General features: G+C 45.8%; 13 protein-coding genes. 8 read left to right on the top strand and 5 right to left on the bottom strand.

Features of this window, described 5'->3' with window-relative positions; all coding sequences use genetic code 11:
- Positions 1-346: 346 nt before the first annotated feature.
- From QUB35_RS01500 to QUB35_RS01490, 3 genes are all read right to left on the bottom strand, one after another.
- On the bottom strand, positions 347-952 hold the full coding sequence (locus tag QUB35_RS01500) for a hypothetical protein (RefSeq protein WP_333138692.1): 606 nt from the start codon (positions 950-952) through the stop codon (positions 347-349).
- 193 nt (positions 953-1,145) lie between these two features.
- Positions 1,146-3,494 (bottom strand): DNA helicase PcrA, encoded by a 2,349-nt coding sequence (gene pcrA / locus QUB35_RS01495; protein ID WP_333138690.1) that lies wholly within the window; start codon positions 3,492-3,494, stop codon positions 1,146-1,148.
- A gap of 517 nt (positions 3,495-4,011) precedes the next feature.
- Complete coding sequence (locus tag QUB35_RS01490; protein WP_333138688.1) at positions 4,012-4,395, bottom strand: YkvA family protein; 384 nt, start codon at positions 4,393-4,395, stop codon at positions 4,012-4,014.
- Between the two features lie 146 nt (positions 4,396-4,541).
- Between QUB35_RS01490 and QUB35_RS01485 the strand changes: the two genes are divergently transcribed.
- Entirely contained in the window at positions 4,542-5,285 is a 744-nt protein-coding gene (locus QUB35_RS01485) for an SIMPL domain-containing protein (protein ID WP_333138686.1), read from the top strand.
- A gap of 291 nt (positions 5,286-5,576) precedes the next feature.
- Here the strand turns inward: QUB35_RS01485 and QUB35_RS01480 are convergent, their stop codons facing one another.
- Complete coding sequence (locus QUB35_RS01480; protein ID WP_333138684.1) at positions 5,577-6,848, bottom strand: hypothetical protein; 1,272 nt, start codon at positions 6,846-6,848, stop codon at positions 5,577-5,579.
- A gap of 850 nt (positions 6,849-7,698) precedes the next feature.
- Between QUB35_RS01480 and QUB35_RS01475 the strand changes: the two genes are divergently transcribed.
- From QUB35_RS01475 to proB, 7 genes are all read left to right on the top strand, one after another.
- Positions 7,699-8,880 (top strand): F420-0:Gamma-glutamyl ligase, encoded by a 1,182-nt coding sequence (locus QUB35_RS01475; protein ID WP_333138682.1) that lies wholly within the window; start codon positions 7,699-7,701, stop codon positions 8,878-8,880.
- Between the two features lie 191 nt (positions 8,881-9,071).
- Entirely contained in the window at positions 9,072-10,403 is a 1,332-nt protein-coding gene (locus tag QUB35_RS01470) for a GNAT family N-acetyltransferase (protein ID WP_333138680.1), read from the top strand.
- Between the two features lie 560 nt (positions 10,404-10,963).
- Entirely contained in the window at positions 10,964-11,425 is a 462-nt protein-coding gene (gene ruvX / locus QUB35_RS01465) for a Holliday junction resolvase RuvX (RefSeq protein ID WP_333138679.1), read from the top strand.
- Positions 11,426-11,738: 313 nt separating this feature from the next.
- Positions 11,739-12,317: a DUF3727 domain-containing protein gene (locus QUB35_RS01460; RefSeq protein WP_333051560.1), complete on the top strand. Its 579-nt coding sequence runs from the start codon at positions 11,739-11,741 to the stop codon at positions 12,315-12,317.
- Positions 12,318-12,564: 247 nt separating this feature from the next.
- On the top strand, positions 12,565-13,689 hold the full coding sequence (mltG, locus tag QUB35_RS01455) for an endolytic transglycosylase MltG (RefSeq protein ID WP_333138676.1): 1,125 nt from the start codon (positions 12,565-12,567) through the stop codon (positions 13,687-13,689).
- Positions 13,690-13,838: 149 nt separating this feature from the next.
- Positions 13,839-14,360 (top strand): YqeG family HAD IIIA-type phosphatase, encoded by a 522-nt coding sequence (locus tag QUB35_RS01450; RefSeq protein ID WP_333138675.1) that lies wholly within the window; start codon positions 13,839-13,841, stop codon positions 14,358-14,360.
- A gap of 2 nt (positions 14,361-14,362) precedes the next feature.
- Positions 14,363-15,685, top strand: a complete 1,323-nt coding sequence (proB, locus tag QUB35_RS01445; RefSeq protein WP_333138672.1) for a glutamate 5-kinase — start codon at positions 14,363-14,365, stop codon at positions 15,683-15,685.
- A gap of 1 nt (position 15,686) precedes the next feature.
- Here proB and QUB35_RS01440 read toward each other — a convergent pair whose 3' ends face one another.
- The gene (locus tag QUB35_RS01440) at positions 15,687-16,445 is read right to left on the bottom strand and encodes a hypothetical protein (RefSeq protein ID WP_333138670.1); all 759 of its coding nucleotides are present in this window, start codon (positions 16,443-16,445) and stop codon (positions 15,687-15,689) included.
- Positions 16,446-17,009 lie beyond the last annotated feature (564 nt).

Here is a 17,009-nt window from a genome sequence, read left to right as displayed (position 1 = left end):
CATTATTGTTAATAAGTCTTTTATGAACAGGCTTTTCGGCCTGTTCCACAAAGAGTGAATTTTCTTGTGGAACAGGCATTTTGCGATGTTGCATTATTGTTAATAAGTCTTTTATGAACAGGCTTTTCGGCCTGTTCCACAAAGAGTGAATTTTCTTGTGGAACAGGCCGAAAAGCCTGTTCTTGAGAATGGTGCAAGATGTGAGATAAGATCGATCGAGGGGCGATTCCCTACGGGAGAGTCTTGAATCATTTCTTTTGAGTCCCCTCTGTTCGGAGGCAAGGTTGTGTAGTAACGGTTTTAACCGCCGACTCCGATCGGGAATTTTCAACCCGGATTTGATATGCTAATTTTGGCGCACCATCCAGACTAAAAATCCCAATATTTTATCTACGGGAGGTAGCGGATAGTCGGTAAGATCGATCGTCACTATTTGCCCTTCCAGCTTGAGAAACCGCCAAGCTGTGCCGCTGGAAACGCTGCCGTAGATGGCTGATATCGAGATCCCTTTCGCTTCATTAAACCTCTGGGCCGCCACCATTTCAGCAATACATTGACCCAAACCTACTTTCAAATCTCCTTTTTTAGCTTCCACCATCACAATTGCTGGGGCTTCAATGTCTAATTGTTCGGGGGAACGGCTGATGAGAAAATCGCAAACTCCTGTAAGTCCAACAGCAGCATCGACATTAAATTCTTCACCCGAAAACACGCTGATTTGTTGGTTCAGAATCCTGCGAACTTCCAGCAATACAGGGTTGATAATAGCTTCAGAACGGGCTTTTTCTGTGCTAGTAGCGATCGCCCAAGGCAAATTTGTCTCCAGCATGGTCTGCAAGGCTGTTGCGGGTGCGATCGGCTCGATTTCCGGCAGAAATCTGATTCCTTCGACTGCTGTGAGATTGAAGGCTTCTTTAACTTTGCCGATCGTTGTAAATTGACTGTAAGGCATAAGAGTTTATGTTTTTATTTCTGCTTTTTACTTAGATAAGACGGCGGTTGAAACCGCGTCTACACAAACGATGTCCGCCTCCGCGGACTAAAGATAAAAACGTAATTTTTACCGCCATTTTTACCGCCCCCTCGGAAACCCGCGTCGGCGGGTTGTGCCTGTAGAGACGCGGTTTCAACCGCCGGATTTTCTATTAAACTCGCTGCAACTTCGCCGTTCTCGGATCAATAATTTTGCGGCCCAAACCTGTAAACTTAATTGCCAGATTAGTTTTATCGCCCACTCCCAAAACATGGGTAATTTCTCCTACTCCAAAAGCATGATGAAAAACTCGTTCCCCCGTTTTCCACTCTGCTGATGGAGAACTGCCGGAATTAGCTGCTGAATTATTAGTTTTTCCCTTAGATGCAGCCGTTTTCCCTGCTTTAGTTTTCTTCGCACTTCCAGCCAGCAAATGTGTGGGCAATTCCCCTAAGAATAGCGAAGGGGTGCAGTGTTCCCGGAAACCTCCCCAAAGGCGACGTTCGCGAGTGTGGGTGAGAAATAGCAATTCCTGGGCACGAGTGATGCCGACGTAGCACAAACGGCGTTCTTCTTCGATCGCTTTCGGGTCGTCTAAACTGCGGAAATTGGGAAATAAACCCTGTTCCATTCCGACTAGAAATACCACGGGAAATTCTAACCCTTTTGCTGAGTGCAGCGTCATCAGCGACACGCGGGAATCTTCTTCCTGCAAGTCATCTAAATCGGATGCTAAAGATGCTTTTGCTAAAAATGATGTCAGCGTCGGTTCTTCGTTTTGTTCTTCAAATTGCAGCACAGCATTGTACAATTCTCTGACGTTTTCTATGCGATTTTCGGCTTCCTCGGTTCCTTGATTTTTCAAATCTTCAATGTAGCCTGAATCTTGGATAATTCCTTGGACAATTTGCGAAGCCGGCAGAGTTTCAACTTGCGATTGCCAGCGACCAATCATTTCGGCAAACTTAATAATAGCTTTTGCCGATCGCCCTGCGAGAGTATTGACAGAAGATTCATCGCTGAGGATTTCCCACAACGGAATGCCCAATTGAGTTGCAGCGTCTTCGATTTTGGAAAATGTGGTATCCCCAATGCCGCGACGGGGAGTATTGATGATGCGTTTGAGGCTGACGCTATCGTCGGGATTGGCAAGCGCCCGCAGGTATGCTAAGATATCTTTGATTTCTTTGCGATCGTAAAACTTCAGGCCACCGACAATATTGTAAGGAATGTCTAAACGCATTAACGCTTCTTCAAAGGATCGAGATTGAGCGTTTGTGCGGTAGAGAATCGCAAAGTTACTGCCGTTTTCGTATTCGGAATTTTGGCGCTTTAAGGAATGAATTTGACCTGCTACAAATTCCGCTTCATCTAATTCGTTGTCTGCCCGCCAGACAACAATCGGAGCTCCCGGTTCGCGAGTCGGCCGCAGAATTTTTTCGATCCGTTCGGTATTGTGTTCGATCAAGTGGTTCGCGACTTGCAGGATGTTTTCGCGCGATCGATAATTTTCCTCTAATTTTACCATTGTCCGAGTTTTCTCGTCGGACAAACCATCTCCAAAATCCTCTTGAAATTCCAGCAATATGGTATAATCTGCCATCCGAAAGCTGTAAATTGATTGATCGACATCGCCCACGACAAAAATCGAGCGGTTTTGCCATTTATCGAATTTTTTAGGATCGGCGTTATTTGTCACCAACATCCGAATCAAATCGTATTGAGTGCGGTTAGTATCTTGGTATTCGTCAACTAAAATATGGCAAAACTTTTTATGCCAGTAACTTAATACTTGCTCGTTTTGGCTCAAAAGCTTAACGGGAACGAGGATTAAGTCGTCAAAATCTAGGGCATTGTTGGCTGCTAAAGCGTCTTGGTAGCGACTGTAAACATCGGCAATCACACGACCTCGATAATCCGGTTCTGCTGCTAGGTATTCTTGAGGCGACAAGCCTTTATTTTTAGCATTGCTGATGGCATAGCGGACTTTTCGCGGATCAAATTTCTTATCGTCCAGATTGAGAGTTTTTGTAACAATTTGTTTGACGATACCTTGAGCATCTGAATCGTCAAAAATCGAAAAATTTTTCTTCCACTGCCGGCCTTTTTCGTCTTGATATTTCTCAATATCGTAGCGGAGAATGCGACCGCACAAAGAGTGAAAAGTCCCCATCCAAATGTGTTTGGTAATTCTCTGGTAAATTTGCGATCGCAATTTCGTCTGCACATCCGGGGCTAAGTCTACCAAAGGTTTGCCATATTCGGCTTCAGCTTGCTGAGTTGCCAGCAATTTCTCAATTCTTTCTTTCATCTCCCTGGCGGCTTTATTTGTAAATGTCACCGCCAGAATATTTTCAGGATCAACTCGATGGGTGCGAACTAAGTTAGCAACTCGGTAAGTTAGAGCTCTGGTTTTGCCGGAACCAGCGCCCGCTACTACTAACAGCGGCCCGTTATAATGGGCGACTGCTTGGCGCTGAGATGGGTTGAGGTGGCTGAGGAAATCAGTGGTTTGAGTCATAGCTAGAAAGTTAGTTTAATTTTTTAAGCGGTAAATAATACTTGGTATGGAATACCGCGATTTTTTTTAAGGTAAGGTGCGCTCGCCCTACAATATAATATCAGATCAGACGGCGGTTTAAACCGCGTCTACACAAACGATGTCCGCCTCCGCGGACTTAAGAGAATAGCGTAAAACATAATTTTCACCGCCTATTCTTTAACCCGCGGAGGCGGGTTTTGTCTGTATAGCCCCGGTTTCAACCGCCCGGTATTCTAACGTTTAAATATTCGTATCAGCCACATTGCTGCTAATATTCTCAAGCCAATCCAGATGGCAATAATTACAGCAGATGCAGTGCGCTCGCCCTACTACAATATAATATCAGATCAGACGGCGGTTTAAACCGCGTCTACACAAACGATGTCCGCCTCCGCGGACTTAAGAGAATAGCGTAAAACATAATTTTCACCGCATATTCTTTAACCCGCGGAGGCGGGTTTTGTCTGTATAGCCGCGGTTTCAACCGCCCGGTATTCTAACGTTTAAATATTCGTATCAGCCACATTGCTGCTAATATTCCCAAGCCAATCCAGATGGCAATAATCACAGCAGCGGCCGCCCTATTTATCGGTTTTCCTCGCTCTATTTCTGCGGCTGCTTTTTCCCGACACTCGGCTAAAACCTGTGACGGAATCATCTTCAGTACCAGCCAAATTCCCAAGGGTACAATTATCAAATCGTCCAAGTAGCCGAGAACCGGTATGAAGTCAGGAATTAAGTCGATCGGGCTAAAAGCGTAGGTCACCGTAAGCCCTGCTAAAATTCTGGCGTACCAAGGTACTCTCTGGTCTGTACTGGCTAAATAAACCGCGTAAGTCTCTTTTTTGAGTCGGCGGGCAGCTTGTTTTAAGGATTGCATATAATGACTAATGACTAATGACTAATGACTAATAACTAATAACTAATACTTTTTTTAGTTGCTAAAAATGTAACAAGCCGGATATTTAGCATTTTCAGTGGGAAGGTAAAGTATAGCATCTGTTGTATGTGAGGAGAATCAAGTTTATGAGTTCAAATTTGCAACGTGGCGATCGCATTAATTTCCGTAGTCTGCTAACAGCCTTGTGTTTAACCTTAACTCTCGTCAGTTTCGTGAGATTAGATCCGGCGGCTGCTCAAGAACAGCGGATCAGAACGTTGACTGTTACTGGGCGGGGTGTGGAAGCGATTCCTACAACTCAAACACAAGTACGGCTGGGGGTTGAGGTGCAGGGGAAAACGGCGGCCCAGGTGCAGCAGGAAGCGGCGAGACGATCGTCCGCTGTGGTAGAGTTGCTGCGATCGCGCCAAGTCGAAAAACTAGAAACTGCAGGCATCACCCTCAGTCCGACTTACAGCTACGAAAACAACCAACAGCGCTTGACGGGCTATACGGCGACGAATACCGTCAGTTTTCGGATTAATACTGCATCTGCTGGCACTTTGCTCGACGATGCGGTGAATGCCGGAGCCACACGCATCGACGGTGTGAGTTTTGCCGCCGCCGAAAGTGCGATCGAATCTGCTCGAAAACAAGCAATCAAAAAAGCAACTCAAGATGCTCAAGCGCAAGCGGATGCAGTCTTTAGCGCCCTCAACCTGAAGCGGGGAGAGATTCTGGGCATTCAAGTCAACGGTGCTAGCGCGCCGCCTCCTATGTACCGGCAGTTTGCTGCTTCTCGCCCTGCTGGTGCTGATATTATTACAACACCTGTGGTGGGAGGCGAACAGCAAGTAGAAGCTTCTGTGACTTTACAATTTGGATATTAAATAGTTAGGGGTTGAACTGGCCACCTCAGCTTGACCCTAACTATTTCTCGATTTATCAAGCAGCTTTTTCTACAAAAAACTTTAGCCGTTTTAACCACTTCTGCCAGTAGTCTAGAAACGGAATCTCTCCTTCTTCAGGGGGATAGTTCCTCAATAAATAGACTCTCTGTTAAAGCCTAGGCGATCGCATTTCTCATACACAGAAAAGAGTGGAATCTTTTCTCAGATCCACTCTCTGTTAAACTCTCTTAGTGCTAGCTTTAACAAGCTGGAGTTAAGTCCTTACTTTACCTACTCCTTAATGATTCTCTTGTCATGAATGACCACTTTGTCCTTGAGTTCAGGATTGCCGGAGATGTGAATATCGCTATCCTTATTTTCCTCTGCGTCGGATTCGGCTAGATATTGGGCAGATGACTTAAAATCCTGCGCTGCAGGTTTAGCAGATGGGGTTGCATTTTGGGCCGAGGACCTAAAATCAGGCACTGGAGGTTTAGCAGATTCGGCTGCATTTTGGGCCGATGATTTAAAATCATGCGCTGCACCTTGAGGAGATGGGGTTGCATATGGGGCAGATGACTTAACATCCTGCTTAACATCCTGCGCTGCACCTTTAGCAGATTCGACTGCATTTTGGGCAGATGACTTAACATCCTGCTTAACATCCTGCGCTGCACCTTTAGCAGATTCGGCTGCATTTTGGGCAGATGACTTAACATCCTGCGCTGCACCTTTAGCAGATTCGGCAGCGCTTTGAGCAGATGACTTGATTGATTCAGCTACACTCTTGCCTGATGACTGAAGCGATTCGGCTGCGCTTTTTATAGAGGGCTCAACTGCTTTCGCTGTATCTTTTACAGTCGATCTCAGATCCTTAGTTGCGCCCTCAATTTCCTGAGCTACAGCTTTGGCAGAAGGTTTAATTTCATCGGCAGTGCTCTTAATAGAGTCCGCTGCACTTTGTACAGAAGGCTTGATACCTTCGACTGTCTGCTTGACTGAATCTTTTACTTCTCTAATCGTAGGTTTGACTTCCTCGGATGCACTCTTGACTGCATCTACTACAGAAGGCTTGGCTTCCCTAACTGTCTCATTGACAGATTCGGCTATACCTTTAATCGAAGGCTTAGTTTCCTCAACAGTCTCCTTGACTGCTTCTGCTGTAGCTTTGATAGATGGTCTAACTTCCTCAGCAGTTTCCTTTACTACTGTCCCTAGCTCTTCTACAGTGTGTGTAATACCGTCTGCTACAGCGTGTGCTGCATCCCCTAAATTATCTACAGCACGGTTAACCGTATCAGCAGTACCTTTACCAATCATAGCGCCAGCAACTGAGCCTGCTACAGCACCAATAATGCCTCCAGAGCGAGCACCGAGTATACCACCGACTGCTGCTCCAGCTATCCTCGCACCAAGGCCTGAGCCTGATGATTGATCTTCCGTTGATTCTGCATTTTCGTTAGTCTGAGCCTGAAGCTGCTGGTTCTCGCTATTGTCAACATTCTTTTCCTGGGAGTCACGATTGGCTTCAGGCTGGTTAAAAGGCGGCTTGTTATCAGTCATGGATATGCTTGGGTATTACTACTACATTCACTAGACTAACTATTTACTTCTAATAAAATCTACTGCCTAAGAACTAGATTTGGACTGTTACTTAAGAAGTAGATTTTTAAAGGTACTGACCGCTAGCGCGGTAGCGGCTCGCAGGGTAAGCTCATCTAATTTGGTATAAATCGTACTTGACAAAAAGGGCAAGATATAAAGGAATATCCTGTCAATAGCGGTTCTTTTGAACCCATTTGAGATATTTTGACGATGGACAGACAACGAGCGATGGATAGACAACGGACGATGGACAGACAACGGGCGAAAATAACTCATGTATACAGAGTTGTTAAGAGATTAACTATTTATATCTAAAACTAAGCAATGTTTATTAAATATTAATGATAATTACAGGTGTAAATGCTTATTAACTATTGGAGCAAAAAGTTGATTTTCACTTATAGGTTAATATTTAAAAAGGATAAATAACATATTTATTTTTGCCAATAATATCATCATAAATGATTGAATTAACTGATTTGTTTTGTAGACCTTGTTGAGTGAGGGTAGGAAAGGCTAAATATGCAAGTCAGAGAAACCAGTATCCACAAAGCTTCGTAATTTTCAACTTATTTTTTTCATACCCTGATTAAGCAACGCCAGATTTTGGAGTGATCTAACTCACGATCGAGCTCTTTGAACAGCAACTTGACCGCTTTAGCTGCCAAAGGATCTCGCACTTACGTGTAATTGGGCATAAGTTCGATCGCCCCCAACAACCCCCAAAACTTCAATTACTACCGGATCGTCGATCGAAGTGACAGAGATCGACTAAAGTAAACAGAAATTATTATGGGCGGTAATTAGAGTGATTGAGACTTTAGCAACAGGAATCGCAGCAGCCGGTTCGCTGCTAGCATTGGGCGGATTGGGCCTAGAGTTGAACTATCGCCGGACTGGGAGTGCAAATAAACTAGAACTAACAGCCGGAGAATGGCACTTAGCCATCTCGGAACCCAACCGTTATCTTTTAGTCGGGGAAATGGAGTTCCGCAACCTGACACAGCGGTTTGAGATTATGTTGCCGGAAGTGCGGGCACAGGTAAAACTGCTGTCAGACGGAAGTTTGGATGGCGTTACCTCCGAGACAAAGGTGATTCCTTGCCACAAAGACGCAGCAGCCAGAGCAGACGATTACTGGTTCGGCTATATTGTTAAAGCCCAAAAAAACACAAAAATTAAAGTTTCTGTAGACATTCAAGGGCAAGATTTAACCAAATTGCAGTCAGCTTGGGTGCAAATACATTACGTCACCTACGGCCCGGGCGGCCGCATCCCGAAAGTCCGTAACGTAGTAGTCCCGCTGCAATTTCCCAACTCGGAAACCGTACCCATCGCCAGAAATGTCGGAGTTGCAGAAGTCTTGCCGATTCGCACTCACATACTGGCGGAATTGGACAATCCCGTCGAAATTGTCAAGCGGTACGTGCTGCCGCGCGCCCAGAAAGGCGATATAGTCGCCCTGGCAGAAACTCCCCTAGCTTTGATGCAGGGACGCTATCGCCATCCCAGCGAAGTCACACCCGGATGGGCGGCAAAGCGAGTGTGCTTGTTTTTCTTGCCGATGTCGAGTTTGGCCACTGCTTGCGGAATGCAGACGTTGGTGGATGTAGTTGGGCCTTGGCGGGTAGTCGCGGCATTTGCGATCGGCGCTGTGGCTAAAATATTCGGTAAACCGGGAGTCTTTTACCAACTTGCAGGGGAACAAGCCAGACTGATTGACGACGTTACCGGGACTTTGCCTCCCTTCGACCAATTTATTGTCCTAGGCCCGGACAATCCCCAGCAAGTTGTAGAAGAAATTCAACGAGAAACCGGACTTGCGGCGGCGATCGTAGACGCTAATGACTTGAAAGCAGTTAAGATATTAGCAGCGACCTCCGATTTATCGGTAACATTCTTAGAGCAAGCCTTGCGAAGCAACCCCGCCGGGAATGCTGACGAGCGAACACCGGTCGTTTTAATTCGACCTCTGCCACAAAAATCTTGAGTTGAAAACAGAAAATTAAAAATTCAAAAAGATGATTTGAAATTTTTAATTTTCGATCGCGCAAGAAAGGGAGAAGAATCAAAAGTTATAAGTTTTGAACTCAAAATTTACCCATTCAAAACTCAAAACTTCCCTAACTCTTCCCCTTTCTGAATTTTTATTTTTAAATTTCCATTCTCCACTTTTATGCTATGACTTCATTTCCCTCCCAAAACCAAAACCAGGTTGTGATTCGCCCGTTTCAGTATCGCGACATCGAGGTGATGGAACAACTGTGCGCGGAAACAGCCGAAGAGCCAGAAAACCGCAAGGGCGCAAGCTGCGACGTGGTACTAGGTAGAAAGTTGCAGCAGATTCGTCGCTGGTACGGACTACTAAAGATTTTTAGCTTGTTTCCCAACCCTTGTCAGTCCCTGTTCCGGGCCCACGTTGCCGAAGAAGAGGGGAGCGTTAAGGGGATAATTCAGATTTCTCCTTTCAACCGCACCCGCAGCACTTGGCGGATCGATCGCATAGGAGTAGACCCGGAAGCCCGCAGCAAAGGAATTGGTTCCATGCTGCTGCGGTACTGCTTTGAGGCAGTCTGGGAGGCGCGGACGTGGCTGCTGGAAGTGAATGTCGGCGACAAAACTTCCTTGGCTTTGTATCGGCAAAACGGGTTTCAGCCTTTGGCCCAGATGACTTACTGGACGATCGCCCCAGAACGCCTGCAAGAAATGGCTTCCTCGACGCCAGATTTGCCCAACCTGCTGCCGGTGAGCAACGCAGACGCTCAGTTGCTATACCAACTGGATACCGCGTCTATGCCGCCGCTGGTGCGCCAAGTATTCGATCGCCACATTCAAGATTTCAAAACCAGTTTTTTCGGCGCTTTAGTCGAAGGTGTCAGACAGTGGCTGGGCAAAACCGAGGTAGTCAGCGGCTACGTGTTTGAACCGCAGCGCAAAGCCGCGATCGGCTATTTTCAGGTGCAGCTATCCCGCAACGGCCAGCAACCGCACGTCGCCCAGTTGACTGTACACCCGGCCTACACTTGGCTTTACCCAGAACTGCTGTCCCAGATGGCGCGGCTGGTTCAAGATTTCCCGGTTCAAAGCCTGCAACTGGCTTCCGCTGACTATCAGCCGGAACGGGAAGCTTATTTAGAGCAATTTGGAGCAGTGCGCCTGGAACACAGTTTGCTGATGTCTCGATCGGTGTGGCACAAATTGCGCGAGTCCAAGTTAGTCTCTCTCGAAGGACTCCAGCTATCAGAAATGCTGCAAAGCTTCCAGCCAACTCGCAAACCCGTACCGGGCCGGATGTCCTGGCTCGGCCCAATGGCTGGGGAAGCAGCAGCAGGGCCCGCATCCTCCGAGATCAAACCGCTCTTGACTGATTCAGGAAACAGCCAAACCAATCAAGTTAACCCCTTGAACTTCCAAAATTCCGAATCATCGGCAACAGATAGCAGCAGCATTTTGCCTCTAAAATTGCCCGAATTGCCTCTAGACGGCGGCGGGCCGGGAGAAGTTAATTCTTAGTGAAAGCAGAAGGTAGAAGGTAGAAGGCAGAAAAAAAGAAAATGAATCATCCAAGAAATTCATTTTTTTCTATCATCATCCCAAAATCTCCCTTCTGCTTTTGATTGATACAGCATATTCCATGTATAAGCTGTGGAGCATTTAAACCAGTAACGAGGCTAGTAGGGTGCGTCATTCGCGAACCCTTACGCTGAAACGGAAAACCTTAGATGCTGACGCACCTTACGCAAGTCCTTTAAATGCCGAACAGCTTATGCGGTACACACAATCTTGTCGTAAGTAAGGTGCGTCGCCACCAGTCAATCTGCAAGTTTCATTAAACATGAGCAGCGACGCACCCTACATAACAATGTACCAACAATTAAGGCGGATACTGTACTTCATGAACCACCGAATATGCTGTATCAACTTAAGATTACCTATTTTGTTCTTACTTTCTTCTGTTATTCCTTCGCGTCCTTAGCGTCTTCGCGGTTCGTTAAATAAGATTATTTCCGCAAAAAAAAGTAAATCTAAAATCTAAAATCTAAAATCTAAAATCTAAAATTGATTGATTGATAATGTCCAACGATAAATTATGGATTTCAGCACTGGGATTAGATATCGGCCTCAAACGAGTCGGCATCGCCGGGTGTGACGGCACCGGTTTAATAGCTACGGGCATTACAACACTGGTACGATCGTCCTTCGATCGAGACGTAGCTTATCTCCGAGAGATCGTGCGAGAGCGGAGAGTGCAAATTTTGGTTGCAGGCTTGCCCTACTCCCTGAGCGGAGAATTGGGTGCTCAAGCCCGACAGGTGCAGAAATATGCGAATCGCATCGCCTCCGCCTTAGAGCTCCCCCTAGAATACGTGGACGAGCGCCTGACTTCGGTTGAGGCAGAGGAATTGATGAAAGCTTCAGGGATTTCGCCGTCGCAAAATAATAAGGGTGCGATCGATCGCAAAGCAGCAGCCCTGATTTTGCAGCAGTGGCTAGACGAGCGGAGGCAAAATATCTCCGCCCTTCCCAATCCTTGATAGCTGGTAACAAAGGCGTGATATCCTGGTTGTGCAAGTTTGCTACGCACACCTGTAACCCTTGACAAACTGGAGAAAATTCTGCTGTACCCTCGGTACTGAAGAAGCACAAAATCGTGATTTGTCCTCAGTGTCGCTTGCTGACTCGACTGAGATTTAAACGCTGCACTCCTCGCCTGTGGAAAAGGCCGCGAGTCTCGCGGTTTAAGCTTGTGGACTGGCGATCGCCCACTTAGCCAGAATATCGCCACGAAAATTCCCAATTGTCAAGCCAATGTTACTGAATTATTGACGGAAAACTAAGATACACGCGATGTCCTCATCCCCATACCGCAAAAAAGAGAATGGCAATTCCAACGAAGAGTCCGTCACCTTGACGGATGAAGTTGGGCGATCGCTAACTTGCAACATAGAATATTCTATGAACCTAGAAGGTCAAGAATATGCTTTGCTGCTTCCAATTGACTCACCCGTAGAAATTTTTACTTGGCAGGGAGACGAGACGGACGAAGCAGCAATTCCTGTAGAAGACGAGACCGAAATTGACAAAATTTTTGAGACTGCTAAAGTTGTCCTGCAAGAGCAGAACTTGACGCTCCGACGCACAGCGGTGACGCTGACTGTGGTTGGCGAATTGCCGGAATTTCCCGAAGAGGATATGGCATCTGATGTCGATCCCGATGAGGAGTCGGAGTTCGAGGAACTGATGTGGCTGACCAGTTTCTACCACGAAGAACAGGAATATGCGATTTATACGCCTCTAGACCCGTTCTTTATCTTGGCTAGAATGGATGACGACGGTAAGCCAGAATTGCTTTCGGAAGAAGAGTTCCAAAGGCTGGAACCGATGTTACCTATGCTGGAAGACCAGTTCTTTGATGAGCTTGATTAGATATTAATTGCAGGCACAAGCCCTGATGGCAAAAAGCAGAAATTTTTACTATTTTATAAAAAAGTAAACTGCTCGCCCGATCGAACTTTTTCGAGGTGGCCGCTTCTGCCTTCGCGATCGGGCTTTTGAATTGGGCCGCGTGAATTGGGTCTTTTAAAGGGCTTGTATTCGTAACTTTTCGGTCATCAATCGCAGGTCATCAGTCATTAGTCGCTAGTTACCCGCCGCTTATCCAGGACAACGGACTATGAATAAAGAACAAATGACAAAAGGCAGCGCGCGCGAGAGCCGAAAAGGTACTCCGCAAGTCTCTAAATGGTTGTTTTATCTGGCGTTGCTGCCGGTAATCTGGGGGGTTTGCGCTTGGCAAGGCTGGGCTTGGTGGAGCTGGGCTTCAGCGGCGCCTAAAATAACATCCTCATCGGGCAATCCGGCAGAGGATGCTGCTGTTTCGATCCAAATCCCGGAGGGTACTCCAAGTCAAAAAATCGGCCGGGATTTAGAGGCCGCAGGGTTGATTCGATCGAGCTCGGCATGGAATATGTGGGCCCGCTGGCTGACTCTGCAAAACCGCGAGGGAGGTTTTCAAGCGGGAACTTACCAACTGTCGCCGACTCAGCCTCTGAGTGCAGTTGCTGACAAAATTTGGAAGGGCGAAGTCGTACAGCAGAGTTTCACGATTCCAGAAGGATGGTCGCTGCAACAAATGAGCGCTTATTTTGAAGCGCAAGGTTTTTTCCCGGCTAAGGAGTTTATGGCGGCCGCGAGTCAAATTCCTTACGCTCAATACCCTTGGCTGCCGAGCGGATTGCCTCATTTGGAAGGTTTTTTGTACCCGGATACTTATCAGCTAGACGGCGATAGAATTACTCCTCAAGCTGCGATAGCACAAATGCTCACCCGTTTCGAGCAGACAGCTTTGCCGGTATATCAAAAAAATCAGAATAATACAAAGCTCTCTCTCAAAGAATGGGTAACTTTGGCCAGTATTGTAGAAAAAGAAGCTGTGGTTGCTTCCGAGCGGAACCGCATTTCTGGAGTGTTCAACAACCGTCTGAAAAAGGGAATGGCGTTGGGTTCTGACCCGACAGTTGAATACGCTCTCGGTATCAGGCAAACTAAGGAAAAGCCTCTGACTTTTAAGCAAGTAGAAACGCCTTCTCCTTACAATACTTATATAAATCCAGGACTACCCCCAACTCCGATCGCATCTCCGGGAATCGCCAGTCTGGAAGCGACTCTGACTCCGGAAAATACAGAATATCTGTATTTCATGGCGCGGTACGACGGCACTCACATTTTCAGTCGCACTCTGGCCGAACATAATGCTGCTGTGGCTCAAGTTGACCAAAAAGTGCGATCGGGTCAATAGATGGGCAATGACTAATAAAAAAGTAAAAAGTCAAAAGTAACAAAGGAAAAGCAATAATTATTCACTTTTGATTTTTTACTTTTTCAATCTTTAACTCCCAATTTCTTATTTCTCAATCTAAAATCTAAAATCTAAAATCTAAAATCATTATGACTTGGGGTAAATTACTACAGCCTGACTTAGTTCTAGGCGATTCAGTCATGAAGTTAACGGCTGATATTCTGGAGAAACATCAGATTAAAGGATTAGTGTTGGATGTGGACGAAACTCTCGTTCCCATTACGGCAATGAATGCTTCTCCTGAACTCAGCTTGTGGGTACAAGAAATTAGACCCGTGGTATCGCTATGGTTGGCAAGCAACAATTTAAGTGAAAATCGGATCGGTCGAATTGCTGATTCTTTGAATCTACCATACATCACGGGTGCGGCTAAGCCGTCCCGCCGCAAGTTGCGAAAAGCTGTGACGGCGATGAATTTGCCGGTGGAACAGGTGGCGATGGTGGGCGATCGACTTTTTACTGATGTTTTAGCAGGCAATCGTTTGGGTATGTTCACTATTTTAGTGGAACCAATGGTTGATGCTGGGTATGCGCTTCGTAAGTATCCGGTGCGCTCTTTTGAAGTTTGGGTTTCTCAAGCTTTGGGGGCTTCTCTGAAAATTAAAGATTAAAATTGGGCATCGGGAATTGGGCATGGGGCATGGGGCATGGGGAATTAGTAATTAGGAATTGGGAATTGGTAACTAATGGCAACAGACAACAGTCAACAGTCAACAGTCAACAGTCAACAGTCAACAGACAACAGTCAACAGTCAACAGTCAACAGTCAACAGTCAACAGTCAACAGTCAACAGTCAACAGTCAACAGTCAACAGTCAACAGACAACAGACTAAAACTATTGTTGTTAAAATTGGAACTTCGACTCTGACTCGATCGACTACAGGAAACTTAGCTCTTTCAACTATTGCTGCATTGGTCGAAATTTTAGCTGATTTGCGGCAGCAAGGCCATCGAGTAGTTTTGGTTTCTTCGGGTGCAGTTGGGGTTGGCTGCGCGCGCTTGGGTTTGACGGAACGCCCGCGAAACATTGCTATGAAACAGGCTGTGGCGGCTGTGGGCCAAGGGCGACTGATGCGGGTGTACGATGACTTGTTTACTACTCTACAACAGCCGATCGCTCAAGTATTGCTCACCAGGGGTGATTTAGTGCAGCGTAATGGTTATGTTAACGCTTGCAATACTTTTCAGCAACTGCTCAGGTTGGGCGTGATTCCGATCGTCAATGAAAATGATACTGTGGCGGTAGACGAGCTTAAATTTGGTGATAACGACACGCTTTCGGCGCTAGTAGCGAGTTTGGTAGAAGCAGATTGGTTGTTTGTGCTCACAGATGTCGATCGGCTGTATTCCGCTGATCCGCGCAGCAATCCCGACGCGCAGCCGATCGTCCTAGTCCAAAGTATGGCACAGCTAACAGAATTTCAGGTGCAAACAGGAGATTCCCGCAGTGGTTGGGGAACCGGCGGTATGGTGACAAAAATTGAAGCGGCGAGAATAGCAACTGCATCGGGAGTGCGGACTGTCATCACTGACGGCTGCTTTCCTGGTAATATCGAGAAAATACTCAACGGAGAGTCGATCGGTACTCAATTTGAGCCTCAACCGCGCCCTGTAAACGCTCGCAAACACTGGATAGCTAACGTGCTAATTCCGGCAGGAAAACTATATTTAGATGCGGGTGCTGTCAAGGCAATTTCCCACGGCGGAAAATCGCTTTTAGCTGCGGGTATTGCTCAAGTAGAAGGAGAATTTCAAGCTGATGATTCCGTGCAGTTGTGCGATGCTGCCGGCAAGCAAATTGCTAGAGGGCTTGTGAATTATAGCAGTTTAGAATTGAGACAAATCCAGGGCTGCAAGTCAGAGAAAATTGCTGAGATTTTAGGCTATGCCGGCGTAGAAACGGCGGTACACCGAGATAATTTAGTGATTGTTTAAACTAACAAATATCGAGACAGTCGATCGGGCAATGAGCGAAGGTAGAAATTGAGGATATTTGCAGCACAGTCTTGCAAGAATTTGTTTGGCTGTGTTGGAATAGCTCGTTCATCGCTTCTGTAAACAGTTCAAATACATTTTGTGCTAATTCTAAAGCTGCTTGGCATTCCGCATTAGTAAGTTTGATCTCTGCTAAAACTTCCAACATCTCTGGCGTGTTTAAAAGGTGATAATTTTCTAAACCCCCATAACCTCCTCCAAAATCAACATATTCTTTTTGGGTAACTTGCTGTAATTCCATTACCACTGCAAGCGCCGCCTCAAAAAAAACTTTTGCCGTTCCTTCGAGGACTTCCACTAACACCAGTTTCTCAATGGGAGAGGCTTTCCAAGCGTAGCGTTCAAGCACTGAACAGAGCGATCGAGTTTTTTTAGTTTCTTCACCCCAAAGCAGTCTGAAGTCGCCGTAACTCATTAATTGGTTTAAGCCTAGTTCCTCTAGGTATTCTAGATAGTCGTGCCAGTAATAGTTTTTTTTATATGTATATTTATTAATTAGTTCCTGAACTTTGCTATTACTAGAAGATTCTCGCAATACATATTTATTTAAATCGCTCAATCCCACAGCCAAAGGAGCGAGTACAGGTGCAAAAATTAGTCGTTGATTCGCGTGGATGTGTTTATTGGCTAGAAAGTCAAATAAGGGCAATTTTGCAAACTCTTGCTTTTTGGGTTCAATGAATGCTACAATGGATTTCATACTTTTTTCGTCTGAATGGTGGCTGTCAAGATAATCTTCATACCTCTGTTAATTATCTATATTTTTGACACTAAATCATTGTGTTTATTATCATACATATTTGTATTTGAGATCATAGGTAAGAGTGTTTGCAGTCACAGCAAATTGTGACTGAAAGCATCCAGGATACAAGCCCCCGGATTCATCCGTGGAAAAATAAAAAACCTGTATCCGATGAAACTTGCCCCCCGAATTGATCCGTGGGGTCAATACTTCAATTCTAAAATCTAAAATCTAAAATCTAAAATCTAAAATCGATTGACTTGTATCATATTGTGCCCGAAGTTCGAGCATCTTGTTCCCTAGAGATAAAATGTTCTACATTTAAATTGCATATTTCGGGCGTTGCTTAAAGCCACCCCACAAGAGTTTGATTATTTATTGACCGATAATTTAAAGACTGATTAACTTAATATAGGCAAATGATAATTCTGCTCGAACTCCTAAAAAATGCTGTTTACAAAATAGGGATGCTCCCGGCAAATCAGTCCTAGACGCATAGGAGTCTCCCAACCAGGTTTCTTC

The organism is Microcoleus sp. B13-B6 (assembly GCF_036705405.1).
Classification (GTDB): Bacteria; Cyanobacteriota; Cyanobacteriia; order Cyanobacteriales; family Microcoleaceae; genus Microcoleus.
Note: the sequence above shows the minus strand (reverse complement) of the source record. Positions and strands in the feature narration are given on the sequence as shown.

Excerpts from the sequence above, each read along its gene's own strand:
- QUB35_RS01500 (WP_333138692.1), bottom strand. The coding sequence starts at position 952 with ATGCCTTACAGTCAATTTACAACGATCGGCAAAGTTAAAGAAGCCTTC.
- pcrA (WP_333138690.1), bottom strand. The coding sequence starts at position 3,494 with ATGACTCAAACCACTGATTTCCTCAGCCACCTCAACCCATCTCAGCGC.
- QUB35_RS01490 (WP_333138688.1), bottom strand. The coding sequence starts at position 4,395 with ATGCAATCCTTAAAACAAGCTGCCCGCCGACTCAAAAAAGAGACTTAC.
- QUB35_RS01485 (WP_333138686.1), top strand. The coding sequence starts at position 4,542 with ATGAGTTCAAATTTGCAACGTGGCGATCGCATTAATTTCCGTAGTCTG.
- QUB35_RS01480 (WP_333138684.1), bottom strand. The coding sequence starts at position 6,848 with ATGACTGATAACAAGCCGCCTTTTAACCAGCCTGAAGCCAATCGTGAC.
- QUB35_RS01470 (WP_333138680.1), top strand. The coding sequence starts at position 9,072 with ATGACTTCATTTCCCTCCCAAAACCAAAACCAGGTTGTGATTCGCCCG.
- ruvX (WP_333138679.1), top strand. The coding sequence starts at position 10,964 with ATGTCCAACGATAAATTATGGATTTCAGCACTGGGATTAGATATCGGC.
- QUB35_RS01460 (WP_333051560.1), top strand. The coding sequence starts at position 11,739 with ATGTCCTCATCCCCATACCGCAAAAAAGAGAATGGCAATTCCAACGAA.
- mltG (WP_333138676.1), top strand. The coding sequence starts at position 12,565 with ATGAATAAAGAACAAATGACAAAAGGCAGCGCGCGCGAGAGCCGAAAA.
- QUB35_RS01450 (WP_333138675.1), top strand. The coding sequence starts at position 13,839 with ATGACTTGGGGTAAATTACTACAGCCTGACTTAGTTCTAGGCGATTCA.
- QUB35_RS01440 (WP_333138670.1), bottom strand. The coding sequence starts at position 16,445 with ATGAAATCCATTGTAGCATTCATTGAACCCAAAAAGCAAGAGTTTGCA.